This is a genomic window from Paenibacillus sp. J45TS6, from assembly GCF_018403285.1.
Taxonomy (GTDB): Bacteria; Bacillota; Bacilli; order Paenibacillales; family Paenibacillaceae; genus Paenibacillus.
In genome coordinates, this window is record NZ_BOSJ01000012.1 from 112,926 (window position 1) to 137,349 (window position 24,424).

At 42.4% G+C, this 24,424-nt stretch carries 23 protein-coding genes and 3 tRNA genes; 3 read left to right on the forward strand and 23 right to left on the reverse strand.

The window, feature by feature from the left end; all coding sequences use genetic code 11:
• Nucleotides 1-584: 584 nt before the first annotated feature.
• The 5 genes from KJS58_RS17475 to KJS58_RS17495 form a co-directional block, all read right to left on the reverse strand.
• On the reverse strand, nucleotides 585-1,031 hold the full coding sequence (locus tag KJS58_RS17475; protein ID WP_213534353.1) for a hypothetical protein: 447 nt from the start codon (nucleotides 1,029-1,031) through the stop codon (nucleotides 585-587).
• 49 nt (nucleotides 1,032-1,080) lie between these two features.
• Nucleotides 1,081-1,587, reverse strand: coding sequence for a type 1 glutamine amidotransferase domain-containing protein (locus KJS58_RS17480; protein WP_213534354.1), 507 nt, complete (start codon nucleotides 1,585-1,587; stop codon nucleotides 1,081-1,083).
• Nucleotides 1,588-1,764: 177 nt separating this feature from the next.
• Nucleotides 1,765-1,932 carry a hypothetical protein gene (locus tag KJS58_RS17485; protein ID WP_213534356.1) on the reverse strand — a complete coding sequence of 56 codons (168 nt, stop codon included), beginning with the start codon at nucleotides 1,930-1,932 and terminating at the stop codon, nucleotides 1,765-1,767.
• Between the two features lie 109 nt (nucleotides 1,933-2,041).
• Complete coding sequence (gene dtd / locus KJS58_RS17490; protein WP_213534358.1) at nucleotides 2,042-2,485, reverse strand: D-aminoacyl-tRNA deacylase; 444 nt, start codon at nucleotides 2,483-2,485, stop codon at nucleotides 2,042-2,044.
• 26 nt (nucleotides 2,486-2,511) lie between these two features.
• The gene (locus KJS58_RS17495) at nucleotides 2,512-4,689 is read right to left on the reverse strand and encodes a RelA/SpoT family protein (RefSeq protein WP_213534360.1); all 2,178 of its coding nucleotides are present in this window, start codon (nucleotides 4,687-4,689) and stop codon (nucleotides 2,512-2,514) included.
• Between the two features lie 314 nt (nucleotides 4,690-5,003).
• Between KJS58_RS17495 and uraA the strand changes: the two genes are divergently transcribed.
• Nucleotides 5,004-6,302, forward strand: a complete 1,299-nt coding sequence (uraA, locus tag KJS58_RS17500; RefSeq protein ID WP_213534361.1) for a uracil permease — start codon at nucleotides 5,004-5,006, stop codon at nucleotides 6,300-6,302.
• Nucleotides 6,303-6,444: 142 nt separating this feature from the next.
• On the opposite strand, the gene KJS58_RS17505 is transcribed toward uraA, so the two are convergent.
• The 6 genes from KJS58_RS17505 to KJS58_RS17530 form a co-directional block, all read right to left on the reverse strand.
• The gene (locus KJS58_RS17505; RefSeq protein ID WP_213534363.1) at nucleotides 6,445-6,957 is read right to left on the reverse strand and encodes an adenine phosphoribosyltransferase; all 513 of its coding nucleotides are present in this window, start codon (nucleotides 6,955-6,957) and stop codon (nucleotides 6,445-6,447) included.
• Nucleotides 6,958-6,983: 26 nt separating this feature from the next.
• Nucleotides 6,984-9,386, reverse strand: coding sequence for a single-stranded-DNA-specific exonuclease RecJ (recJ, locus tag KJS58_RS17510; RefSeq protein ID WP_213534365.1), 2,403 nt, complete (start codon nucleotides 9,384-9,386; stop codon nucleotides 6,984-6,986).
• A gap of 68 nt (nucleotides 9,387-9,454) precedes the next feature.
• Nucleotides 9,455-10,402: a cation diffusion facilitator family transporter gene (locus KJS58_RS17515; protein WP_213534367.1), complete on the reverse strand. Its 948-nt coding sequence runs from the start codon at nucleotides 10,400-10,402 to the stop codon at nucleotides 9,455-9,457.
• 110 nt (nucleotides 10,403-10,512) lie between these two features.
• Nucleotides 10,513-11,403 (reverse strand): protein translocase subunit SecF, encoded by an 891-nt coding sequence (gene secF, locus KJS58_RS17520; protein WP_213534369.1) that lies wholly within the window; start codon nucleotides 11,401-11,403, stop codon nucleotides 10,513-10,515.
• Complete coding sequence (gene secD, locus KJS58_RS17525) at nucleotides 11,393-12,643, reverse strand: protein translocase subunit SecD (RefSeq protein ID WP_213534371.1); 1,251 nt, start codon at nucleotides 12,641-12,643, stop codon at nucleotides 11,393-11,395. Before secD ends, secF begins: the two co-directional genes overlap by 11 nt.
• 89 nt (nucleotides 12,644-12,732) lie before the next feature.
• Nucleotides 12,733-12,993: a post-transcriptional regulator gene (locus tag KJS58_RS17530; RefSeq protein ID WP_191798690.1), complete on the reverse strand. Its 261-nt coding sequence runs from the start codon at nucleotides 12,991-12,993 to the stop codon at nucleotides 12,733-12,735.
• 224 nt (nucleotides 12,994-13,217) lie between these two features.
• On the opposite strand from KJS58_RS17530, the gene spoVB reads away from it, so the two are divergent.
• Nucleotides 13,218-14,792: a stage V sporulation protein B gene (gene spoVB / locus KJS58_RS17535; protein WP_213534410.1), complete on the forward strand. Its 1,575-nt coding sequence runs from the start codon at nucleotides 13,218-13,220 to the stop codon at nucleotides 14,790-14,792.
• Nucleotides 14,793-14,797: 5 nt separating this feature from the next.
• Here spoVB and KJS58_RS17540 read toward each other — a convergent pair whose 3' ends face one another.
• Nucleotides 14,798-15,577: a YetF domain-containing protein gene (locus KJS58_RS17540; RefSeq protein ID WP_213534373.1), complete on the reverse strand. Its 780-nt coding sequence runs from the start codon at nucleotides 15,575-15,577 to the stop codon at nucleotides 14,798-14,800.
• 177 nt (nucleotides 15,578-15,754) lie between these two features.
• Here KJS58_RS17540 and KJS58_RS17545 point away from each other — a divergent pair, with 177 nt between their 5' ends.
• A complete protein-coding gene (locus tag KJS58_RS17545) occupies nucleotides 15,755-16,147 on the forward strand; it encodes a TIGR04086 family membrane protein (protein ID WP_213534375.1) in 393 nt (130 codons plus the stop codon).
• Between the two features lie 100 nt (nucleotides 16,148-16,247).
• On the opposite strand, the gene yajC is transcribed toward KJS58_RS17545, so the two are convergent.
• From yajC to KJS58_RS17600, 11 genes are all read right to left on the reverse strand, one after another.
• Entirely contained in the window at nucleotides 16,248-16,562 is a 315-nt protein-coding gene (gene yajC, locus KJS58_RS17550) for a preprotein translocase subunit YajC (RefSeq protein ID WP_213534377.1), read from the reverse strand.
• 40 nt (nucleotides 16,563-16,602) lie between these two features.
• Nucleotides 16,603-17,742, reverse strand: coding sequence for a tRNA guanosine(34) transglycosylase Tgt (gene tgt / locus KJS58_RS17555; protein WP_191798686.1), 1,140 nt, complete (start codon nucleotides 17,740-17,742; stop codon nucleotides 16,603-16,605).
• A gap of 7 nt (nucleotides 17,743-17,749) precedes the next feature.
• The gene (queA, locus tag KJS58_RS17560) at nucleotides 17,750-18,790 is read right to left on the reverse strand and encodes a tRNA preQ1(34) S-adenosylmethionine ribosyltransferase-isomerase QueA (protein ID WP_213534379.1); all 1,041 of its coding nucleotides are present in this window, start codon (nucleotides 18,788-18,790) and stop codon (nucleotides 17,750-17,752) included.
• A gap of 7 nt (nucleotides 18,791-18,797) precedes the next feature.
• The gene (locus KJS58_RS17565) at nucleotides 18,798-20,915 is read right to left on the reverse strand and encodes a SpoIID/LytB domain-containing protein (protein WP_213534381.1); all 2,118 of its coding nucleotides are present in this window, start codon (nucleotides 20,913-20,915) and stop codon (nucleotides 18,798-18,800) included.
• 101 nt (nucleotides 20,916-21,016) lie between these two features.
• Nucleotides 21,017-22,021 (reverse strand): Holliday junction branch migration DNA helicase RuvB, encoded by a 1,005-nt coding sequence (gene ruvB, locus KJS58_RS17570; RefSeq protein WP_213534383.1) that lies wholly within the window; start codon nucleotides 22,019-22,021, stop codon nucleotides 21,017-21,019.
• A 25-nt stretch (nucleotides 22,022-22,046) separates the two neighbouring features.
• Nucleotides 22,047-22,661 carry a Holliday junction branch migration protein RuvA gene (gene ruvA / locus KJS58_RS17575; RefSeq protein WP_213534385.1) on the reverse strand — a complete coding sequence of 205 codons (615 nt, stop codon included), beginning with the start codon at nucleotides 22,659-22,661 and terminating at the stop codon, nucleotides 22,047-22,049.
• Complete coding sequence (gene ruvC, locus KJS58_RS17580) at nucleotides 22,658-23,161, reverse strand: crossover junction endodeoxyribonuclease RuvC (protein WP_213534386.1); 504 nt, start codon at nucleotides 23,159-23,161, stop codon at nucleotides 22,658-22,660. The genes ruvA and ruvC overlap by 4 nt, the downstream gene beginning before the upstream one ends.
• A gap of 181 nt (nucleotides 23,162-23,342) precedes the next feature.
• On the reverse strand, nucleotides 23,343-24,008 hold the full coding sequence (locus tag KJS58_RS17585) for a BofC C-terminal domain-containing protein (RefSeq protein ID WP_213534388.1): 666 nt from the start codon (nucleotides 24,006-24,008) through the stop codon (nucleotides 23,343-23,345).
• 98 nt (nucleotides 24,009-24,106) lie between these two features.
• Nucleotides 24,107-24,180 (reverse strand) — tRNA-Pro (locus KJS58_RS17590).
• 9 nt (nucleotides 24,181-24,189) lie between these two features.
• Nucleotides 24,190-24,269 (reverse strand) — tRNA-Leu (locus KJS58_RS17595).
• A gap of 30 nt (nucleotides 24,270-24,299) precedes the next feature.
• Nucleotides 24,300-24,376: transfer RNA gene (locus KJS58_RS17600), tRNA-Arg, on the reverse strand.
• Nucleotides 24,377-24,424 lie beyond the last annotated feature (48 nt).

Consider the following 24,424-nt stretch of genomic DNA (forward strand, 5'->3'; position numbering starts at 1 on the left):
AAAAAACCAGCCATTCCTTCGCTTCAACGTGTAACGCTCGTCAGCGCGTAATGGCTACTCAAACAAAAACCCATCTAGGATTCCATCTTTCTTTCGCCACTCGTTCTCGAGGAAGTCATTCGTCCGGTCATCATGAGAATCCTTCCAGCCAAAGGGATTCATCTCTAGGCATGTGGGGCACGGAGTACTTGGTCCTGTCATCGAATCATTTATATTATCTATTATTGTTCGATTGTAATGAACCCATACCTCAAAGTCAAGCATTTCACATCATAAATTTACACAACAGGTGAAGGATATCCATTTTAAATTGCCTTATTGTGCTGACCAAATAAAAAAAGACAGAAAAAAACCTACAAAAACGGTTTGTAGGTTAAAAGAAAAATATATTAAAAAAGGGGGTCATGCTGTTATTATAAACAGCCCATATTAACGAACGATGTTGTTTATATTACAAGTATGTTACAAATATGAAAGCGCTTTAATTATTTTGTCGATTCCTATACATATCATAACAAAAATCATAACAAAACAAGAGCCCTTTCCCCTGGGAAAAAGCTCTTGTTGTCTTGACTGACTATTTGTTATTCAAATGATTCTACAAAACCGCCGTTCTGACGAATTTTGTTGACTACATCATTATATTCTTCATCTTTCACTTTACAAGAAAGTACATACCGGAGGTCGTCATGATCCGCTGATGATACATCCTCCGCATTTAGAATACCGCCTTCCCGGTTGCCGTTAATATCAGCAGTAGTCACTTCCCCACGGTCATCATTTGTAATAACAGGTACGATAGGTACGCCTTGAGCTGATCCTGTACCTGCTACCCCAACTCCTCCAGTTCCGCTTGCTGTGCCCGAACCTCCGTTATTCGGTACGAAGGGGAGCAGGATATGTTTTTCCCTTCCTACTCCGGACTCTAATTCACCAACCTCAAGCTGTTCTGTCGCATAGACCTGTAGTGAAGTTCTTGCTCCTTCTGCCTCATTTTCCGTTCTAAAATACGCTTGTATCCTCTTTGACATGACAAACCCTCCTTTAAAGTGATCTATCCAGGTAAAGTGACATATCTAATTAAATTGCTTTTAGAATTTCACGAACAAATGCTGGTTCATCTTCTGGTGTACGGGAAGTAATGAAGTTACCATCCACGACTACTTCTTTATCCACAAATGTAGAGCCTGCATTAACCATGTCGTCCTTCAGTGGTGGATAGGAAGTAATGGTCCGACCGGACAACAGATCCGCACTTGCTAAAATTTGTGGACCATGGCAGATCGCTGCGATTGGTTTTTTCGATTGATTAATTTCTTTCACAAAATTCAATATGTTCTCATCACCTCTTAGTCCTTCTGGAGAAGAACCGCCTGGAATGACTACGCCGTCAAAGTCACTTGCTTTCACATCCGCAATTGCTTTGTCCACTTTATATTCTGCTTTCTCTTGTTTCCCTTTAACGGTTTTACCTGCTTCAAGTCCGACAATAACGACTTCGTGTCCTGCTTTTTTCACCTCATCGTAAGGTACCTTCATCTCCGAATCTTCAAATTGGTCTGCTAATAAAAATGCGATTTTACTCATCGATATCGTCTCCTTTCTGGCTAATGTGCCTCGAGATGTAATTACCCTGCTATGCCGTCTTTATAACATCTAAGGTAAAAATACTTGGTCGTATTCTCTTCATAACGATGCATCAAAAAAAGCGATCCCCTTGTTTGACTGAAAATTAACAGCCAATCAGGAGGATCGCAATAAATTCTAAGGACGAGGCATATTTTCTCTCGCCGGTTTATCCAATTGTCTTGTTTCAAAAAAAGCCGGTAGATTGCTTGATGCCTGCCTGGCAAGGTGCATCGCTTCCGAAACACTGCTCGGCAGAAGTAAAGAGGAGTAACTCATATTCGCTTGTTTAAAAGATTGACGCATAAGAAAAGCACCTTCTTTTTAGCGGATCATTTCAGGTATATCTCCTATTATGTCCAGGTCCTTTTCTTATTAGTCAGAGTCGTTCCTTAAACAAACTTCCAAAGCATTCTCACACTTTACTTTCCAGTATCAAAGTAACAGGGCCATCGTTTGTAAGTGACACATCCATCATGGCTCCGAACTTTCCAGTCTCCACTCGCAGCCCTTTTTTTCTTAACTGCTCGTTAAAGTATTCATACAATGGTTCAGCTACATCTGGCTTCGCTGCAGCCATGAAGTTAGGTCGTTTTCCTTTGCGTGTATCTGCGTATAGCGTAAACTGGGAAACCGATAAAATAGCCCCTTGTACATCAAGAACACTGTGATTCATTTTCCCAGATTCGTCTTCAAATATACGCAGGCCTGCAATCTTTTCAGCCAGATAATCTGCATCTTTCTCCTCGTCTTCATGAGTAACACCCACAAGAAGCATAAGACCTTGATCAATCTTGCCAATAATATCGTCGTCCACCGTAACTTTAGCGCTGCTGCAACGCTGGATAATCACTTTCACTATTTACATACCCCTTACCTTACAGCCTATTGCATAATTCGATGTACGCTATATACGTCCTTCACTCGTTTGATCTTCTCCACAACAGACTGCAGATGATCTGTATTCCGAATGAGAATCGTCATATGCACTTGAGCCAGTTTGTTCTTATCTGTTCTGCCTGTAACCGCAGAAATGTTCGTCTTGCTTTCAGAAACAGCTTGAAGCACCTCATTAAGCAAACCATTCCGATCATGTCCCGTTATTTCAATATCGACACTGTAGTTTGCTGTTTCGCTTTCGACTTCCCACTCCACTTCAATCACGCGGGCTGCTTCTTCCTCTTGTCCATCGACAGACGGCAGGTTAGGACAGTCCGTTCTATGCACCGAAACACCGCGTCCGCGCGTGACATAGCCGACGATTTCATCCCCAGGTACAGGATTACAGCATCTGGCGAAGCGTACGAGTAAATTGTCTATTCCTTTCACGCGCACACCGTTGGTATGCTGTACTTTGCGCTCAGGTGCTACTTTGATTTCTTTCCGTTCCGTAGTAAGTTCCAGAAGATTTGTTTCTTCTTGCTCCTTACGGAGTTTTTCAGTAAGTCGTGTGACGATTTGAGATGCTGTAATACCGCTAAATCCAATCGCACATAACATATCATCAATATCATTAAAAGCAAAACGCTTAGCGACTTCTTGAAGTTTGTCGTCTGTCAGCCACTGAGAAGGTTCAAGACTGAGACGTTTCATTTCGCGTTCTAGGCTCTCTCGGCCTTTTTCAACATTCTCTTCCCGTTTTTCTTTCTTGTACCATTGCTTAATTTTGCTGCGTGCATGAGAAGATTGCGCAATTTTCAGCCAATCTCGGCTTGGACCATATGAATGCTTGGAAGTCAAAATCTCTACGATATCCCCGGTTTTCAGCTGATAATCCAGCGGAACAATCCGGCCGTTCACTTTTGCCCCAATGGTTCGATTACCGACCTCTGTATGGATTCGGTAAGCAAAGTCCAGCGGTACCGATCCTGCCGGAAGCTCAATGACCTCACCTTTTGGCGTAAAGACAAACACCAAATCAGAGAAGAAATCCATTTTTAGTGACTCAACGAATTCTGAGGCATCTTTTGCTTCATTCTGCAGTTCAAGAATTTCCCGGAAGAAAGTGATGCTGTCTTCCAGATTATTTGCTCCGCCCTCTTTATAAGCCCAGTGAGCAGCAATACCAAATTCAGCAGTACGGTGCATATCCCAAGTACGAATTTGAACCTCTGTAGGCTCACCATTTGGTCCAACAACCGTCGTATGAAGCGACTGATACATATTTGCTTTTGGCATCGCAATATAATCTTTAAATCTGCCTGGCATCGGCTTCCACAAGGTATGGATAATACCTAAGGTTGCATAACAGTCCTTAATATTATCGACGATAATACGAATAGCAAGCAGATCATAAATCTCATTAAACTGCTTGTTTTTTGTCGTCATTTTCTTATAAACACTGTAGATATGTTTGGGTCTTCCTGAAAGATCCGCCTGGATCCCCATTTCTCCCAATTTCTCATTAATTCGGTCAATAACATTATCAATATAAAGCTCACGCTCAGCCCGTTTCTTATGCATCAGATTCGCAATCCGGTAATATTGCTGCGGGTTCAGATATCGTAAAGCGATATCCTCCATCTCCCATTTAATCGCAGAAATACCTAACCGATTAGCAATAGGACAGAAAATTTCCAAGGTCTCATACGAAATACGACGTTGGCTTTCTTCTGACTGATATTTAAGAGTCCGCATATTATGAAGACGATCCGCAAGTTTAATCACAATGACACGGATATCTTGCGCCATCGCTATAAACATCTTACGATAATTCTCGTTTTGCTGCTCTTCCTTTGAACGGAACTTAATTCGCTCAAGCTTAGTTAATCCATCGACCAGCATGGCACACGTCTCGCCAAATTTCTTTCTGATTTCATCCAGAGGAACTGTAGTATCTTCTACAACATCATGAAGCAGGGCAGCAATAATTGATATGCTGTCCATCTGCATATTCACCACGATGTCTGCCACCGCCAGCGGATGCAATATATACGGTTCACCTGATTTGCGCGTCTGTCCGTGATGGGCTTCTTCAGCAAAGTCATAAGCCTCACGGATCAGGGTAAGCTCAGGTTCTTTGATATAGGCTCCAGCCTTCTCCAGTAATTGCTCTATGCCCATCTAGATTTGTCCGATTCCTTTCTATAATAAAATGGAACCCGCCGATCTTACATCTACACAGGTTCCCCGAAAAAGTGATTTTATAATATTATGACGCTTACCTGCTTCTACGTCAACCATCGCCAGTAGATGACATAATCTGATGGGAATCACCATTTCTCCGTATTCCTTTCCTCTGCGCTTGATCCAGCATGACCACTTTTCCGCAAAAAATTACATTGAAAAATGATGGGAATCTGTATATCCTAGTAAAGATTGTTTGCGATGACGTTTTTACAGCATGACATGAAAATTGAATAAGGAGTGAACTCATTTTGCAACGCGAAATACAAGTTAATGAGAAATTACCATTGGGTCCAGGTTTTTTACTTAGTATCCAACATTTGTTCGCTATGTTTGGAAGTACCGTACTTGTTCCTAACTACTTTGGGGTAGACCCGGGTATGATTTTGTTAATGAACGGATTAGGGACACTTCTGTACATATTTATATGTAAAGGGAAAATCCCTGCTTATCTTGGATCAAGTTTTGCTTTCTTAGCACCTGTAGGAATGGTACTGAAAAATAATCCGGGTAATGGATACTCAATGGCACTGGCTGCTTTTATTATTACCGGTATTATCTTCTGTCTCGTAGCACTTATTGTTAAGTTTGTTGGGACAAGATGGCTGGACGTACTCTTCCCACCCGCTGTAATGGGTGCTGTTGTTGCCCTGATTGGACTAGAAATCGTCCCTGTTGCCGCAGGAATGGCAGGACTAATTAATTCTAACCCGGCAACCAATCCCAATTGGGCTCCTGACGCTACCACAATTACACTCTCTATGGTAACTCTGGGTGTAACCGTACTAGGTGCACTCTTGTTCCGCGGGTTTGCTAAAATCATTCATATTTTGATTGGGATCGTTACAGGTTATGCACTAGCCTTTTTCATGGGCGAAGTTGATATTCATTCTATTACAAATGTGGACCTTATAACTGCACCAACAATTACTACTCCTTCATGGGATATTGGCGTGATTGTTACCATTGTACCTGTGGCACTTGTTGTTATTGTCGAACACATTGGTCATCTACTCGTCACAGGCAGTATTGTTGGAAAAGATTTATCAAAAGACCCCGGGCTTCATCGCTCTCTACTAGGTAACGGAATCTCAACCATCATTTCTGGTTTTGTCGGATCTACACCGAACACAACATATGGTGAGAATATTGGTGTTATGGCACTTACAAAAGTGTATTCCATTTTTGTTATTGGCGGTGCAGCGATTATTGCTGTTGTATTGTCATTCTCAGGTACGTTTACAGCTGTAGTCGCTAATATTCCTGATGCAGTCATGGGCGGCGTATCACTTTTGCTCTTCGGGATCATAGCTGCATCTGGTTTCCGTATTTTTGTAGAACAAAAAGTAGACTTTTCTAAAACAAGTAATATGATACTTACTACCTTAGTATTTGTAACAGGCCTCAGTGGTGCAACACTTACCATTGGTACGGTTGAACTAAAAGGGATGGCACTAGCAACCATAGTGGGTATGATTGCAAGCCTTCTGTTCGGTCTGTTCCATAAACTTGGATGGATTGATGAATCCACCGAAAAAAATAATCACTAAAACCAAAAAGGGTATCCTCCGAGCGGAGGATACCCTTTTTTTTGAACCTAAAAAGCAGATGACAAGTGTTTAGGATATTTCCCGAGAAACCTGTCATCATGAATCTAAAATTCAGCCTGAGAATTATTAGTGCTCTTACAACTTAGTATTTCATCAAAGAATATACGTTGATATCAGTCAGTTTATTTCTACCTTTCAGTTCTTCAAGCTCGATTAAGAAAGCAGCACCTACCACATTGCCTCCAAGTTGTTCTACAAGGCTTACCGAAGTTGCGATGGTGCCTCCTGTTGCGAGCAGGTCATCTGCGATCAGCACATTTTGTCCTTTTTCAATCGCATCTGAATGCATAGCAAGTTTGTCTTTTCCGTACTCTAGGTCATATCCAAGTTCAATAGTCTCACCTGGAAGCTTTCCGCTTTTACGAATCGGAGCAAAACCAACACCCAGTGCATAAGCAAGCGGTGCGCCCACTACAAATCCACGTGCTTCTGGACCCGCAATAACATCAATTTTCAGATCAGAAACCATTTCTTTCATTTCATCTATAGCTTTGCGATACATCTCGCCGTCTTTCAACAGGGTTGTAATGTCCTTAAAACTGATTCCCGGTTGTGGGAAGTCAGGTATAACCCGAATGTACTCTTTAAAATCCAAAATAATCTCCTCCTAATTTAAATGAGCTAGGATGCACCCTTTGTCTGAGATTTCATCCATTGCATCAGTTGGGGCGCTGCCAAATCAAACATGGCTTTCTCCATTTCAGCCAGCTGCTCAATGGCCTGGTAGTTCCTGGAATCCGTCAAACTCTGCTTCGGCGGATTTGTCACAAAGGTCAACGTACCTGAATGACGTTTGATAAATGACAACTCTTCAAACACGTCCATGACTTTTGACATCATTCTTACAGAATATCCACATTGTCGGCTTAAAGCCTCAATCATTTCTTTTTCAGGCACAGCTTCCTGTCCCCATTTTGAAACAAGGACATATATACGTTTAAAGTCATCACGACTCGGTCGTTGTAATCTTTGATTAGGATTGGCCGTACGGTGAAGAAGAATGACATTATTCGCTTTCACAATCATGCTTTGCATGGCTGTCCATTGCTCTGCAGTTTCAGGGATGTCCAGCACAAACAGACTTTCCAGATGCTTATCGCCAATTTTTTTGGCTGAATCGTTCCACGGAACGATCCCAACCTTCCTATCATATACCCAAACGGCCTTTTCATACAAATGGTTTTCAATAGCAAATAAGTTTTTCTCTTGAACAAGAACTGCGATCTTTCCATCATTAGGAATTATTCTCTGAGATAGGTCTTTTAAAATGGTATTCATTTCCTTAAGAGGTTCCCTGCATCCACGGTAATCAAACACCTGGCGTGTTTTCACCCGGATATCTTCCATCATGAATTGAGGTTTTCTAGACCCATTCCATTCATTAATTTGAAGCGTCCCCATCACATCGATTACCGATCCCTCTGGGATATAGTCAGCAAGTTTACCTTTTCCAAAGGAAATAGCATCCAGCATTTTCCCATCCTGTTCAATCGTTAATTTTAAATGAGTTAAATCTTTTCCCATTTTCCGGCTTGTCATCAGTTTAGCATCTCGAATAATAAATTTAGGAGTAGGATTGTTCATACCAAAAGGCTGCATTTGTTCCATTTCTTCAATTACATTCAGCGGTACTTCGGATATACGGCACTCTCCGTCTGTCTCTGTAACAGGAATAAAATGCTCAGGCTTCATTACTTGGCCGGCATACTCATTCAGCTTACAGTCCAGCAGCTCCAGTTTATCCCGATGAAGCGTCATTCCTGCCGCAGCCGGGTGTCCCCCATAATGATCCATGATGTCTTTACAAGCGGTCAAGGCCTCATACATATCAAGTCCAGGAGTGGACCTAGCCGAACCTTTGCATTTTCCTGTGGCAGGATCAATCCCCAAGATCAGTGTAGGGCGATAATATCTCTCGAGCACTTTCGAGGCGACAATACCCACTACGCCTGGATTCCAGCCTTCACCAGCTACAACGATAACATCAGGAACTTTGCCATCCACTTTTTTTTGCTCCAGTATCTCAAAAGCTTCCTGCGTCATTTGCTCTACCACCTGCTGCCGCTCACGATTAAGCAGATCTAGTTCCTCTGCAAGATGCGCAGCTTCATCAGGATCTTCCGTTGTTAACAAGGAAACCGCTCTGCCTGCATGGGCTAGTCTGCCACTGGCATTAATACGAGGGGCAAGAGCAAATGCAACATTCGTTGAATTAACAGTAGGCATGTCCACACCGCTGATTTCTAACAGGGCTCGAATTCCGGGAAATGAGGTATCTCTCATTTCTTCGATGCCTCTTTGAACAATAACCCGATTTTCATCGATAAGCGGCATGAGATCAGCGACGGTTCCGATCGTAACAATTTCCATCCAGGCACGAGGTACACTTCCTAGAAGCGCTTCTGCCAACTTCATAGCAACTCCAACTCCGGCAAGCCCTTTAAAAGGATAAGGACAGTCCTTCTGTTTTGGATTAATTAAGGCGTATGCTTCAGGAAGAACTTCAGGCGGCTCATGATGATCCGTAACAATAACATCCATTCCGAGGGTTTTAGCGTAAGCAATCTGTTCGACAGCACTAACTCCTGTATCTACGGTAATGACTAAGGTAACTCCTTGTTGGTGCGCCCAATCCAGTGCGTGATTATGAAGGCCATAGCCTTCATTCGCTCGATGAGGTATATAAATATCGTACGAGGCAGACAGCTCTCTCATAAGATAAATCATAAGCGAAGTACTTGATACTCCATCAGCATCATAATCACCATAAATAAGGATATGTTCGCCTTGCTCAAGAGCTTCACGGATACGAGGAACAGCTTGCTCTATTCCTTTCATTAAGTACGGATCATGAAGCACTTCATCAGAAGGACGCAAAAACTGCTCTGCTGTTGATTTACTGTCGATACCTCGGTTTAGCAATAATCTTGACATCAAATGAGAAATGGATAATTCCTCTGATAAGCCTTTTACCTGCTCATCTGTAATCTTGGGCTCGTTCCAATGATATTGAGAATAAAGCACTCATTAATCACCTTTCTTTCTAGCAAAAAAACAAAACTCAGATAATCCTGAGTTTTCATTTTACATTCTTATTGTAGTAACGTGTTCGTCTCTCTTTCAGCAAGATCACAATTACTTTTATATGGGTATTCTGATTGATAGGGAACGACTTTCAGCTGAACGCTAGATACTTGTTCAAAACGTCCCATTAGTAGTACTTTCGATCTTTCCGCTACTTCTTGTGCTTCTGCTACGGTCATACGCGGATTGACGGTTATTGTTAAATCAATATGAATTCCTTCTTCACGTTCATAGGCATAAATATGCTCCACGGTAACAATACCATGAACACGCTGAACTGTCTGCATGTAATCATAGGTATCTACAAAAGATTCTTCTTCTTGCCTTGGTATGTGACCTGTTATAAGCAGATAGCTTCTCCAAATCACGATTCCTGAAGTTACAAGAGCAGCCATAGGCTCAGCATAAAGAAGATAGAAATAATCAAATGATTTACCAATCATAGATAAAATAATTCCAGTAAGCACCAATAAAGAAGTGTAAAATGCGTATCTGTGCTGTTCAAAATAACGTTTCATAATGGAACGTTCAGCGTCTTTATATGTATGGCGCCATTCATATTGAAACCAAAGTTCAGCAAAAGTGAACGCGATAACTGCTGCAATTAATGCACTGATATGCGGAGGCTCCGGATCTGCCTTAATCATGACTTTAACTGAAGATATGGCAAGTTGAAGCCCGCCCAGTAGAACCATTAGCGGAACAATGAGTGCTATGAATTGGCCAACTTTCTTCCTTTTCTCTGAAGATTCTGTGGGCGATCCTTTACCGCTCCATACTTGATATTGTCGTGTAAAAAGAGAACCTGCTTCGCCTGCGGAATATAGAGCATCGCTTAATAATGCTTTATTTCCCGAAGCAATACCAACGCTTCCTTTTACAATGGTTAGAACAGTATTCTTACATACTTCCATCCAGAACATTACATCTATTGCTCGGTGTTGTTTGGTGGTCATCCGTGTTCCCCCTCTACACGTAAGACAGTTATATTAGAAAACCGCGCCTATAACCATAAGACGCGGTTTTCGGTAATCCTTGAGTAAGTTATGGAGTCGTCTTAGAAGGATTATTGTGATTTGGTTTTTTGTTTGCCTTTAAGTACTGCCCATAATGGACTTGCGATAAAGATGGATGAGTAAGCCCCAAATACAAGGCCGATGACCATCGCAAGTGAGAACATCCGAATGGATTCTCCGCCAAGTAGGAACAGGAACAACGATGCAATAAATACAGTAACTGTTGTGTACAGAGAACGAGTCATTGTTTGTGAAATACTGCGATTGACGACTTCGTTTAAATCTGTACGTGTTTTAATTTTAGAGAAACGTAAGTTTTCACGTATACGGTCAAATACTACTATGGTGTCATTAATTGAGAACCCGACAATGGTAAGTACTGCCGTTATAAAGGTTAGATCTACTTCCAATCGGAATAACGAGAAAATACTGATGACAACAAACGCATCATGCAGTAATGCCACAATGGCAGCAACCGCAAATCTCCATTCAAAACGGATCGTTACATAGATCATGATACCCAAACTTGCAAGGAGAACAGCATAAATAGCATTTCTACCCAGCTCTTTCGCCATTTCTGGATCAACCGTGTTCACTTCAAAGGAAGCCTCAGGATCGATTTTCTCGTTAAAAGACGCTTTTAAGCTGCTTTCATGTTCTTCATTAAGTACAGAAGGAAAACGAATATTAATCCGGTCACTTCCTGCAGAGATCTGAGGTTCCTCAGCTGCGAGTCCGATTTCTTCAAGGATCGGCTCAATCTCTTCTTTCGTTACTGATTTGCTTGCTGTAATATCCACATTTGAACCTGATCGGAAATCTACACCGTAGTTAAGTCCAAAGACCGCCAGACTTAAAATACCAAGCAGTGTAATGATAATAGAAAAGGTGTAGAAATACTTACTTATTTTAATATAGTCATAATCCCATTTAAAGCGCACGAATTTCACTCTCCTTCACTCCGAAGTAACTAGGCTTCTTGATGAGATTTGCTTTCACAAGCAGGTTCAATAAGAAGCGGGAGAAGAAGACATTCGTGAGGATACTTGTCACAATATCAATAATTAGAACGATGGCGAATCCTCTTACAGACCCGGTTCCTAACCAGAACATAACGGATGCAGCAATAATCGTTGTAATATTGGAATCCATGACCGTACGGAACGAAATTCTCTCACCTGATTTCACAGAAGACAGGATACTTTTGCCGCTGCGAAGTTCTTCCTTAATCCGTTCGTAAGTAATAATATTGGCATCGACTGCCATCCCAATACCTAGAATGAAGGCCGCTATTCCCGGAAGAGTCAGAACAAAATCACCGAGATAGAAAATAGCAAGTACAAGCCAAGTATGTGTGATGAGCGCAAAGCTTGCCACCACGCCTGGAATACGATACAAACTAATCATAAAGACTAGGATAAAGATCGAAGCAATAATCCCCGCTTTTATCGTTTGCTCAAGTGATAACTGACCTAGACTTGCCCCGACGCTCTGAGAATATTTCTCTGTCAGTTTAAGAGGCAATGCACCTAAGTTAATTGTATCGGCAAGTTCTTTAGCCTCTTCTCTTGTATAACTTCCAGTAATTTGCGCTTTACCATCCGTCAGTGTTTGTTGTACCTCAGGAGCAGACAACAACTCATCATCAAGGTATATAGCCAATTTTTGTCCGAGAAGACGCTTTGTAATTTCAGCAAATTTTTCTTTGTCTTTCACTTGAATATCTACCATCGGTTGGTTCAGAGTGTTATAAACAACTGCTGCTCCGTTTTCAACAAAATCGCTGCCGCGAAGCTCGATTTTGCTGTATGTTCCGGGCTCATCATCTTCTGCTGCACTCCGAAATGTCAGTTCGGCAGGTTCTTTCATTTTACTCCGTACCTCTACCTCATCCGTGACGCCTGCAAGCCTCAAACGAATGCGGTTCGTACCCTCTGTAGTTACTTCGGGTTCACTTGTGCCTAGTGCATTCGCACGTTGCTCCAAGCTTTTTGCGGTTTGTGTAAGTGATTCTCTGGTGATTGCTTGTCCAGCTTCGAGCGGCTGTGCTTCATATAGAATCTCAAAGCCTCCCTTAAGATCGAGGCCCAAACGTATATCTTTGAGCAGCCCCGGGCTTGTATAGGCCATAACGCCGACCGTTACAAGCACGACCAGAATGAAACTGACTATTCTCTTCATGCCGTCCATAGTTCCCCCTTCATTCTCAATATTCCCATTATAGCGATGCAGGAAATCTCAGTCAATTTTCATTAAAAAAGTCCTCTTCCTTAGAAAGAGGAGCCTCGGTATGCAGATACTGTCATAAAGTTCATAAAACTGGTAGCTTTCAGCGACAAAATATCATTAACCAGTTGATGGAGTGGGGGGATTCCTTGTTTCTCATATTTGCGGCTGACGCAATTCCAAACATCTTTACTTGTTACATATTGATATCCCACTAATTGAAGTTCTTCTGCCTTACTGCAGCATAAGAGCTCAATTGCATTTTCCAGCTCGTGGGCGTCCATTTCTTCAATAAATGATTCCATGGCGTTAAATCACTCCTTTTGTGCTCCTGCTTACCTATTCGACATCTTCCTACAGTATTCCTGCCTAGCTGAACGAGCATCTCCCTGGTGAATGAAAGGAAATCATCTGATTGTTAACTAACAGTCATGAGATGGGACAGGTTCGGCATATTCATGAAGTAGAACTAGTACCATATGACAAAACCTATTATGTACTAACCCATGGGGAAGAGGGATTAACACTTATGAAAAAACAAACGTTCATCCAGGGGACTATGATTTTGCTAGCAGCCGGCATCATTAATCGGATCCTGGGGTTCATACCCCGAATCGTCTTACCACGGCTCATTGGTGCGGAAGGCGTTGGCTTATATCAGCAAGGATACCCCTTTTTCATCGTTATCGTAACACTCATTACAGGTGGAATTCCGCTAGCCATTGCTAAGCTTGTAGCTGAGGCTGAATCCTATGGAGACGTAAAAGCGTCAGAGAAAATCTTAAAAACAAGTCTGTTCTTTACTTTGACTGCTGGTACCGTCTTTACAGCGTTATGCCTTCTATTTGCTCCATTTGTAACAAGCCGAATTCTTACAGATGAAAGGGTTTATTACACATTTGTTAGTATGACGCCCATGATCTTAATCGTCGCCGTCTCATCCGTATACAGGGGCTATTTTCAAGGGAAACAAAATATGATTCCATCTGCGAGTTCCTCCATTGCTGAAACACTCATGCGTATTTTGTGCGTACTATGGTTCTCCTACCTTCTGTTACCAAAAGGAATCGAATTTGCGGCTGCGGGAGCCATGCTCGGTGCAGTAGCAGGAGAGCTAATTGGCATGTTTGTTTTACTTTGGCAGCATGAACGCAATAGAAAAGCGGGTATAATGGTGCCCGCACCTATGCCGCAGTCCCATAAGACTAAGATGGAAAGTAAATCTATATTCAAACGAATCATGTCTATTTCAATTCCGGTTACTGCGGGACGTTTGGTTGGCTCCATCTCCTATCTTCTCGAAACCATTGTCACAGCACAAAGTCTTGCCCTTGCCGGATTCACGAAAGCAATAGCAACAGCACAGTACGGAGCGATGCAAGGTATGGTTATTCCTTTGCTTCTTTTGCCAGGTGCACTTACTTCTTCACTTGCTACGTCTTTAGTTCCTTCTCTGTCTGAAGCTGCTGCCCGAAAAGATTACAAAACAATTCACAAAAGAATGCACCAATCTCTGCGTTTAGCGCTTGTTACTGGCGGACCATTTGCAGTCATTATGTATGTCCTCGCAGAACCGCTGTGCCTGCTTCTTTACAATAACAGTTCCATTGCAGATATGCTGAGGACCATGTCTCCCTTTGCTCTATTTATTTACACGCAAGCTCCCTTACAAGCTGCTCTTCAAGCTTTAGAACGTCCTGGTAAGGCGCTCTTCAATACAATGCTGGGTGCCATCATTAAGATCAGTCTCATCCTTTATCTTGCCTCAAAACCCGAATACGGTATTTATGGCGCCATTATTGCCATCTGTATTAATGCCCTTGTTGTAACTCTGCTGCATGGGAGAAGTCTAAAGCAACTCCTTGGTTTTCGTTTTCGCTGGCTTGATGCTCTAAAAGTGGGCACAGGAATGATCATAATGGCAGCCGTTGTCGAGTATTTATTTCATCATCTCCCTTGGCCGAGTATATTGTTCCTTCAGTTTCTTGCTTCTAGCTTTATAGGTCTGCTTCTATATTTATCGGTTATGGCAGCTTGTCGCTTAATTGATCTGCATGATTTATCTCGTGTTCCTATTTTAGGCGCTTGGATTCGTCGTAAATAAATGAATTACGGTTTTTTCTTTACGTTAACGTACAGCTCTCCTTTGTGGTCAATAGAACATAAAAATACATCTTTAAAATCTTTAACTCCTTTTTCTTGAATCCGATTTTTAAGCCAGAAACGATTTTTCTCAATTAACTCCAAATTAGAATCTTGTACTTTCCCGTCCATAATCAGCGGCAATGGCAGAGCTCCATAACGTATATTTTGCATTGCCTTTATATGTTCCTTACTCTCATCACTACTTTTGATGTCTTCTTTCGATTTCAGATCGCTCTCATGTGCTGTTTCTGCAGATCCTGAGTCCCCTGTGTTGTCAGACAACGGAGCATTATTTTCTTTTTTAAAGGTGGTGAGTTTACCCGTCGTCTCCAGGATCGCAAACTGTAAATCATCAACATTATCTATACTTTGTTCTCTGAGCTGCTGCATTAGATCATCTAAGTTATAACGTTGCTTTCTCATTTCTTCTCGTTGCAATTCACCGTTAGAGACCAGGATGACCGGTTTACCATCCAAAGCGAGCCGAAACCAGCGGCTTTTCAGTCCGATTAGAGCGATACCCACTTGCAGAACAACGAGAACAATAATAGGAACGATTCCTTCATAAATCGGTCTTTTTATATCTTCAATAGCAAACACCGCAATTTCAGCGAGCATAATGGATATAACGAGATCAAAAACAGATAATTTTCCAATTTCTCTCTTTCCCATCAGTCGGATCGCAAATGCAGCTATAAAATACATGAGTATTGTTCTTCCAATATGTAACATGACGTGATCCATCTTTTATGTCATCCTCCCCTGCTTTGAGTCACAATCATTTGCACCATAACAGTTCATAGGTTGACCGAACATGGAAAAGTCATGCCATTTAATTAATGGAAAATCAAGTTCATATCATAGATAGCTTGACCATACAATGTATTAATGAGAACCGAATGATTAAGGGAGGTCACCTTCATGCAATTTGTTCGCCGTTTGTTTTCTGTACGAATTAATAATCCTCTGCTCTCTGGTTTAAATGCTGCTTTCATCTGGATGTTTATCGGCGCATTCGTCTTATCGCTTTTTCTTTGGCTTACAGGTATGCGTGAGCAGGATTTATCATTCTACACTTACGTAGTACATGCTGTTTCAATACTAATAGGGGGCTTTATATCAGGCAAAAGATCAAATGAACGCGGATGGTACCACGGTGGAATTATGGGAGCGGTATACGGACTTCTTATCCTTCTCATTGGTTTTCTTGCTCTTGATTCCTCCTTGCAACTGCAAGATGTGCTGCAATGGGGTGCTGCATTTATTTTAGGAGCAATCGGCGGTATTTTTGGAGTGAATGTAGAAAAATCCTAAAACATCAAGATCTAAATAAAAAAAGACTGTAGGCACACTAGTTAAAGCTAGTGTGCCTACAGTCAGAAAGGACTCCTAAACAGGAGTCTTCTTTTGTTACTTACGCTTTATTTTCGGCGCTCTCTCTTGGAGATACGGCACTAATACTGCTGCGGTTAAATGTCAGTTTAGTGACATCGTTTACACGCAGTACAACAGTATCATCCATTACCTCTGTGATCGTACCGTGAAGGCCGCCAATCGTTACTACTTTGTCTCCCTTTTTCAAGGAATTCAATAAGTTTCGATGTTCTTTTTGTCTTTTTTGCTGTGGTCTAATGAGCAAGAAGTAAAACACTGCAAACATAAGTACCATCATAATGATTAGCTGCAAACCACCGCCAGCTGCATTCGTTGTTGCTGTGAAGTTCAACATTTTATTCCCCCCTTTCAAGACTCGGTTATAAGTAGTTTACTTAGAACCCTTTGTCATTATCATGCAATCCATATTGATCAAAAAATTCATCCCGGAAATCAAGCAATCGATCATCCATAATAGCTTGACGTACTTTCTTCATCAAATCTAACAAGAAATGAAGATTATGGTACGTTGTAAGCCGCAGACCAAATGTTTCATCAGCCTTGATCAAGTGACGAAGATAAGCCCTTGAATAATTCCGGCAGGTGTAGCAATCGCACTCAGGATCAAGTGGACCAAAATCACGGGCGTATTTTGCGTTACGAACAACAAGTCGACCTTGACTTGTCATCGTTGTCCCATTCCGGGCAATACGAGTTGGAAGCACACAGTCAAACATATCTATACCGCGAATTGCACCTTCAATCAATGCGTCTGGTGAACCTACTCCCATTAGATAACGAGGTTTGTTACTAGGCAGCAAAGGTACAGTGTAATCCAGTACATCGTACATTAAATGTTTGGGTTCTCCCACACTCAATCCACCAATAGCATACCCCGGGAAATCCATGGAAGTCAAATCCCGAGCGCTCTGTTTTCGCAAATCTTCATGCATTCCGCCTTGAACGATTGCGAACAATCCCTGGTCATTTGGCCGCGCATGACTTTCAAGGCAACGCTCAGCCCAACGACTTGTTCTCTCAAGTGATTTTTTAACATATTCATAGTCTGCCGGATAGGGCGGACACTCATCAAATGCCATCATAATATCAGAACCTAGTGAGTTTTGAATATCCATGGCAACCTCAGGAGAAAGGAACAATTTATCTCCATTCAAATGAGAGCGGAAGTGCACGCCTTCCTCTGTTATTTTTCTCATTTCACTGAGAGAAAATACCTGAAAACCACCGCTATCTGTCAAAATAGGACGATCCCAGTTCATAAATTTGTGAAGTCCGCCTGCTTCGCGAACAATATCATGTCCTGGTCTGAGAAACAAATGATAGGTATTGCTCAGAATGATCTGTGCTTCCATCTCTTTGAGTTCTTCAGGACTCATCGTTTTTACTGTTGCTTGTGTGCCTACTGGCATAAAAATAGGAGTCTCGATTACTCCGTGCGGAGTATGAACGCGCCCAAGACGTGCTCCTGATTGTTTACAAGTTTTAATGTGTTCATAGGTTATCGCTGCTGACATTTTTCTCTCATCCTCTATCTGAATAAATAAACATCGAATCTCCAAAACTAAAGAAACGATATTGTTGTTTCACTGCCTCATTATAAGCTTCCATGATTTGCTCTCTGCCTGCAAGGGCACTGACCAGCATCACAAGAGTAGACTTGGGAAGATGGAAATTAGTAATGAGTGCATCCACTACTTTGAACGTATAGCCGGGATATATAAAGATATCCGTCCAGCCGCTGCTTGCAGCCAAGTCTTGACCTTCAAATTGATTTCCCACCGTCTCCAGTGTTCGGCAGCTCGTGGTCCCAACCGCAATGACTCTTCCGCCACTCTTCTTGGTCTCGTTAATTAATTCTGCTGTCTCTTGCGATATAGAGTAATACTCGGCATGCATAACATGATCTTCTACTACGTCTACTGACATCGGTCTAAACGTTCCAAGTCCTACATGGAGAGTAAGAAAACCAATGCGAACTCCTTTTTGTTTAATTGCCTCAAGCAGTTCAGTAGTAAAATGAAGCCCCGCCGTTGGAGCGGCAGCGGACCCTTCATGTTTTGCGTAAACCGTCTGGTACCGCTCTTTATCTTCTAATTTTTCTTTAATATACGGAGGCAATGGCATTTGACCAAGCCTATCCAATATTTCCTGGAAAATACCTTCATAATGGAAACGGATAATCCGTCCCCCCATATCGGTCTCTTCTTCAATCGTAGCTGACAACTCGTCTCCAAAACGGATGACAGCCCCTTTTCTCAGTCTTTTCCCTGGCTTAACAAGGGTCTCCCAGCGATTGTCGCCAAGATTATGGAGAAGCAGAACTTCTGCTTTAGCTCCTGTATCTTCTTTTACACCAAACAATCTTGCAGGTATAACTCTTGTATCATTCAGAATCAACGTATCGCCGGGATGAAGATAATTAATGATATCTGAAAATGTATGGTGTTCCATTTCCCCGCTGTCCTTGTTCAGCGTCAGGAGTCTTGATGCAGTTCGATTTTCAAGCGGTGTCTGAGCGATCAGAGATTCAGGTAACTCAAAATCATATAGATCTACATTCATTATGTCGTCATTCCTTAACTATAGTTACGTTCTGATAATAGTGTTTCAAAATAGACTGGTAATCATACCCTTCATCTGCAAGTCCTTTTGCTCCCCACTGAGACAGACCCAGCCCGTGCCCATATCCTTGACCTGTAAACAGAAAAGCTTGGGACTTACTAACTGCTCTTGCCTCGCTGTCTTTGTTCATGACAACCAGGGAGTTTCCAGAATAAGATGTCGTACCGGAAGCTGATACTACAGATGTTCCAGCTGCCCCAGATTTAGTCACAACCTGTCCATTTGCACCTAGTACAGTATAACTTCCGGTATTCGTAATATCAAACAAAGTACTCGGTAAACTTCCAAAAGCACTGCGATATGCATCTCCGTATTTAACACCAAGCACTTGTCCATTCGCTTTCACTTCTACTGCTCTACCCGATGGACCCCGGCTTGTTACTTCCAAGCTAGAAATAGTGGATGGAACAGTCGTTGATATTTTTCCTTGAAGCATGGCTGAAATTTCCGCAGATGTAAACGGTCCACGCATCCAGCTGTACGTACCCGATTCTTTTGCTTCTCCAAGAATAACTAATTCAGTACCTGGATTTAACTGGGCTACAGGAGATACACTCGACTGGATGAGAGGAATTTTACGAACGTTTGTATTTTTAGCAGTAACCGTAAGTTTAGGCAGCCCTGCCGCAGTTCTTCCTTCCAAGAGTTTTGTATTATCTTCCCGGATATAGCCTGTCTTTCCGTCACTTAGAAGTACATGATACCAATTATGTGTCCCTTCTTGAGCAGACTTATCTCCTGCACTATCTACGCTTGCGAATAGAGTCCCTCCACCATTCCATACTTCAGACGGATCCGCAGTTATCCCTCCCGCATTGGAAGAAAAAATAGCCTCAACAACTTTCCCGCCGCTTTTTATAACTTCCCCGGCAGTAGCATCTACTGCATTGGTTACATTCTGATGTTCCGATCCGATTCCGTTATAAGCTTGGCTTAACGTTGTATCTACCACATTAGCGATCTTAAATTTATTTCCTTGAAAAAGTGCATAGCTCCGCGCAGCAACGGATTGTGCTTTTAAAGATTCCGCTGGCCAAGATGGGTATACTTCCGCTCCAACAACGGAATACAGATACTCTTCAAGTGGTACTTGATTGACAAGAGCGAGCTGCCCGTTATATGCACTTATTTCAAAATCTCCTCGATATGTACGTCCGGAACGCTCCGTTACTTTTATGCCCGTGCTACTTGAATCCAGCATTATCTTCATATCGGTTCCGCTTACGATATAGTGGTTGGTTACTTCCGGGGAGACCAAATTAAGAGTCACATCTTGCCTAATGATTAAAGCATTCATTCCCGCACTTACCGAACTTAAAGATAGCTCTGGCAATTTTACTTTTACGAGTTTTTCTAACGCAGCTAAAGAAGCAGCTGTTGTTTCTTCACCAACCCATACTGCATATTCAGGCCTACCGCCTTCCGACTGGATGACTGTAAAGGCATCATAGCCGCTGGAAGTAATCGTATCACGCATTATATCTGCATCTTTCTTACTTGCAAATACTCCTGCTTGACTATGCTTGCTTCCTTTCGCAACTGGCTTTTGTCCAGCTAAATAAGAAGCAGCTGTCTTCTGTGTTCGTACGGCAGCTGCTTCCGCAAGAGCTGATGTCGAGTAATTTCCTGTGTAAACTTGATATATTGTTTTTCCGTTTTTAGAGGATTGATAAATGATTGGTTTATCGACTGTTCCCTGTAGTACTTTTGCAGCTCCGGAAGCCGTCTTAAATACATCTGTTTCTAGCACTTTCACACGAAAACCATCGACACTAAAACGAGTTTGTGTCGAGGCAGGTAGTGATATCCATGATTCATAACCTGATGCCCCATTCATCCCAGCAGTCCAATCTCCATCCGTTTGAAGTGTAACTGCAGGTGTAGTGGATCTATAGGTGCTTCCGAGATCTGCGAACAGTGCGACACGAATAGTGTCATTTATTGCAGCACTAGCTGATGGAAGCGGCCCCCATAAACTACCTGCCAGCAGTACTGCAGCAAGGGTCATCTTAGCTCCCTTTGTCCATAAGGAGCGGACACTTTGAGTTTTCATTATTCGGTTCATTTATCGTTCTCCTCCCCATTCGTTGACCCAGAAATTCCTATTCGCTTATTTTCAACTTGTAGCCGCGCACAACACAAAATTTGTACTGCCTAAGCATCAAATTATCGATCTGTCGGCATTGGAATTCCTAGATGCGCATAAGCAGCTGGAGTCACCATTCTGCCTCGCGGAGTTCTTTGCAGAAAACCAATTTGCAGGAGATACGGCTCGTACACATCTTCAATCGTTTGACTTTCTTCTCCAATGGTAGCTGCGATCGTATCAAGACCAACCGGTCCTCCGCGGAAGCTTGTGACCATCGATTTCAGCATCTTATAATCTATATCGTCAAGTCCACGCGGATCGATTTGCAGTCTTTTAAGTGCCTCTTCTGCTAGTGACGAAGTAATGATACCATCCCCTCGTACCATGGCAAAATCCCGAACACGTTTGAGCAGACGGTTCGCAATACGCGGTGTCCCTCTCGACCGAAGTGCAATCTCTTCTGCAGCATCTCCAACAATTTCAATACCAAGTAAATCGGCTGTACGGGAAACGATAAAAGTTAACTCATCCACAGTATAAAACTCAAGCCGGCTGATCACTCCAAACCGATCTCGAAGTGGAGCAGATAACAGACCTGCTCTTGTCGTAGCACCGATCAAAGTAAACGGCGGGAGATCTAGACGCACAGAACGCGCACTTGGACCTTTACCAATCATAATGTCGAGTGCAAAGTCCTCCATTGCAGGGTACAGCACTTCCTCTACAGAACGATTAAGCCTGTGAATTTCATCAATAAACAGGACATCCCCTTCTTGCAGATTGGTCAGCAAAGCTGCAAGATCACCAGGCCGTTCAATCGCCGGTCCAGAAGTGGTCCGCAGGTTCACACCAAGTTCATTCGCAATAATGTTTGACAGCGTGGTTTTACCAAGTCCTGGCGGGCCGTATAAGAGCACATGATCCAGTGCTTCATTTCTCATCTTGGCAGCTTCAATGTATACCTTTAAGTTTTCCTTTACTTGGTCCTGCCCAATATATTCATTCAAATAGCGGGGACGCAAACTCAGCTCCACCGCTTGATCTTCCATCATCAGGTTGGCGGATATAATCCGGTCATCCATACTTATCCCTCTATTCTATTCCTGTTTATCCGGTAAAAAGCATTTTCAGAGCTTTCTTCATAAGTACATCTGCTGTATCTTCTGCGGTTGTATCGTTTTTCATGCGAAGCCATACTTTATCAAGCTCACTGTCGGTATATCCAAGGGCTTTCAGACCTTCTCTAGCCTCGGACCAGTATGAGCCGTCGCCTTCAGCTGCTACATTAGGAGCAAATAGTCCAGTGGCATATATCGCTCCTCCAAATCCATCCAGCTTATCTTTTAGATCAAGAATCATACGCTGTGCTGTCTTTTTCCCGATCCCTGGAAGTTTGGTCAGGAAAGTAATATTCTCTTGATGAATCGCAGTAACCAGCTGATCTGGCGTACCTCCCGTTAAAATCCCAAGGGCGACACGAGGACCGATTCCTGATACTTCAATGAGTTTCCGAAACAGTTGTTGTTCTTCACGACTTCCAAACCCATAAAGCAGCATCGCATCTTCTCTTACATGGTGATGTGTGTATACTGTAACGGTACCTTCCTGTTTAGCAAAAATATAAGGATTAGGACAAAAAATCTGATATCCAATTCCCTGTACATCAACTACGACATAATCATTCTCAATGATTACGATCGGTCCTTTGATATAGTCGATCATTTTTTCAAAACCTCATTTAACTTAGAATTTAGTGTATAAGAATGAGCATGACAGATGGCTACAGCTAGTGCATCGGCTACGTCATCCGGTTTAGGGATGGCTTGCAGCTTAAGATACATTTTGACCATTTCCTGAACTTGTCTCTTCTCTGCTTTACCATAGCCCACAATAGCCTGTTTAACCTGCATCGGCGTATACTCCGCAATAGGTAATCCTCTTTGAATTGCTGCGAGAATCAACACACCCCTTGCCTGACTGACCGACATGGCTGTCGTTACATTTCGATTAAAAAATAGTTTTTCTAATGCCACAGCATCAGGCTTATATTTATCAATTAATTGCAACATCGCCTCATACACATGAAGCAGTCTTTCCTCATCGGGTGTATGTGCCTCTGTCTGTATACATCCATATTGAACAGGAGTGAGTTTACTTCCTGTTTTATCTATAAAACCAAAACCAACAATAGCAATACCCGGGTCAATTCCTAAAAAACGCAAACACATCTCTCCTTAACATACTGCGAACATATGTATCGTTTATTCATTATATCAAATGTTCCAGCCCTATAACGAAAAAGTTTGCGCTTCGACGAAAACTCCGAATATTCCCTGAATTTTTTCGTATAAAAACGAAAAAAGACGGATCTTCATCCGTCTTCTCTCGCCTATCTTTTCTTACCTATTCTACAATATTCCCTACAGGGGCAACCGCGTAATCACCAAAAGTAGAAAGCACACTGTTATATTCCTCTATATCCTGAACACGTATGCCATTTTGCAGTTGCTCAAGGACGCCGGCTGGTAAAGAGGTTTCCATCGAACCAACATCAAGTTGAAAAAAAGTACGAATGGTCTTTTCTTCCTTCGGCTTTCCATCAAAGAGTGTTAGGTTCCCTTCTTTATCCAAACTCATATATGCGTTCTCTTTGCAATGCGGAGACAGGTCATTAACTGTTTCCTGTACTACTAGATCATTTCCCGCCTCAATATAACCAGACCAGCCAGGATGCTGCTTGACTAGAGTGATCATTTCTTCTGGAGTGAAGTCACCCAAATTTATGGTTTCTGTACCACAAACATAGTTCTTCTCTAAAAAAACACGCCGCAATTTGTCGTTTGAACGAATCTGTTCCAATAGACTCGCTTGGGCCATGTTGCTGTCTTCTTCAAGGGATGAGTTTTCTTCCATCACTTCAATGCTGCTGCCTGCTGTTAAGAGGGATTGTACCATCTGAGAGATCGGTAAGCCGGCCCCTGCTAATACTGCAAGTAAAATACATATTGTGAAAGTCGTTAACGTTCGTTTGATTTTTTTCCAACGTTTATTAAAATTAAGGAACTTCAATTGGATCCCCTTCTAACACACTTTTTAGTCTATTGTGACCGAGATCCAATCTTTATATACAAAAAAAGGTTATTGCCTAAGCAATAACCTTTTCATAATCGGGATGACACGATTTGAACATGCGACCCCCTGGACCCAAACCAGGTGCTCTGCCAAGCTGAGCTACATCCCGAAATATATATGCCGGTGAAGGGACTCGAACCCCCACGGTTTCCCTCACGATTTTGAGTCGCGCGCGTCTGCCAATTCCGCCACACCGGCTTATTTCTTGTTTCTTATTTAAAAATAAAATGGCGCGCCCTGAGAGATTCGAACTCCCGGCCTTTTGATTCGTAGTCAAACGCTCTATCCAGCTGAGCTAAGGGCGCAAAAAATATAAAAGCGGACGACGGGAATCGAACCCGCGACCCTCGCCT

Coding starts and splice junctions, on each gene's coding strand:
- KJS58_RS17475 (WP_213534353.1), bottom strand. CDS start 1,031: ATGTCAAAGAGGATACAAGCGTATTTTAGAACGGAAAATGAGGCAGAA.
- KJS58_RS17565 (WP_213534381.1), bottom strand. CDS start 20,915: ATGAACCGAATAATGAAAACTCAAAGTGTCCGCTCCTTATGGACAAAG.
- yajC (WP_213534377.1), bottom strand. CDS start 16,562: ATGTTGAACTTCACAGCAACAACGAATGCAGCTGGCGGTGGTTTGCAG.
- secD (WP_213534371.1), bottom strand. CDS start 12,643: ATGAAGAGAATAGTCAGTTTCATTCTGGTCGTGCTTGTAACGGTCGGC.
- KJS58_RS17530 (WP_191798690.1), bottom strand. CDS start 12,993: ATGGAATCATTTATTGAAGAAATGGACGCCCACGAGCTGGAAAATGCA.
- tgt (WP_191798686.1), bottom strand. CDS start 17,742: ATGTCAGCAGCGATAACCTATGAACACATTAAAACTTGTAAACAATCA.
- ruvB (WP_213534383.1), bottom strand. CDS start 22,021: ATGGATGACCGGATTATATCCGCCAACCTGATGATGGAAGATCAAGCG.
- KJS58_RS17540 (WP_213534373.1), bottom strand. CDS start 15,577: ATGGATCACGTCATGTTACATATTGGAAGAACAATACTCATGTATTTT.
- queA (WP_213534379.1), bottom strand. CDS start 18,790: ATGAATGTAGATCTATATGATTTTGAGTTACCTGAATCTCTGATCGCT.
- ruvA (WP_213534385.1), bottom strand. CDS start 22,661: ATGATCGACTATATCAAAGGACCGATCGTAATCATTGAGAATGATTAT.
- KJS58_RS17495 (WP_213534360.1), bottom strand. CDS start 4,689: ATGGGCATAGAGCAATTACTGGAGAAGGCTGGAGCCTATATCAAAGAA.
- KJS58_RS17480 (WP_213534354.1), bottom strand. CDS start 1,587: ATGAGTAAAATCGCATTTTTATTAGCAGACCAATTTGAAGATTCGGAG.
- KJS58_RS17485 (WP_213534356.1), bottom strand. CDS start 1,932: ATGCGTCAATCTTTTAAACAAGCGAATATGAGTTACTCCTCTTTACTT.
- KJS58_RS17545 (WP_213534375.1), top strand. CDS start 15,755: ATGCAATTTGTTCGCCGTTTGTTTTCTGTACGAATTAATAATCCTCTG.
- spoVB (WP_213534410.1), top strand. CDS start 13,218: ATGAAAAAACAAACGTTCATCCAGGGGACTATGATTTTGCTAGCAGCC.
- KJS58_RS17515 (WP_213534367.1), bottom strand. CDS start 10,402: ATGACCACCAAACAACACCGAGCAATAGATGTAATGTTCTGGATGGAA.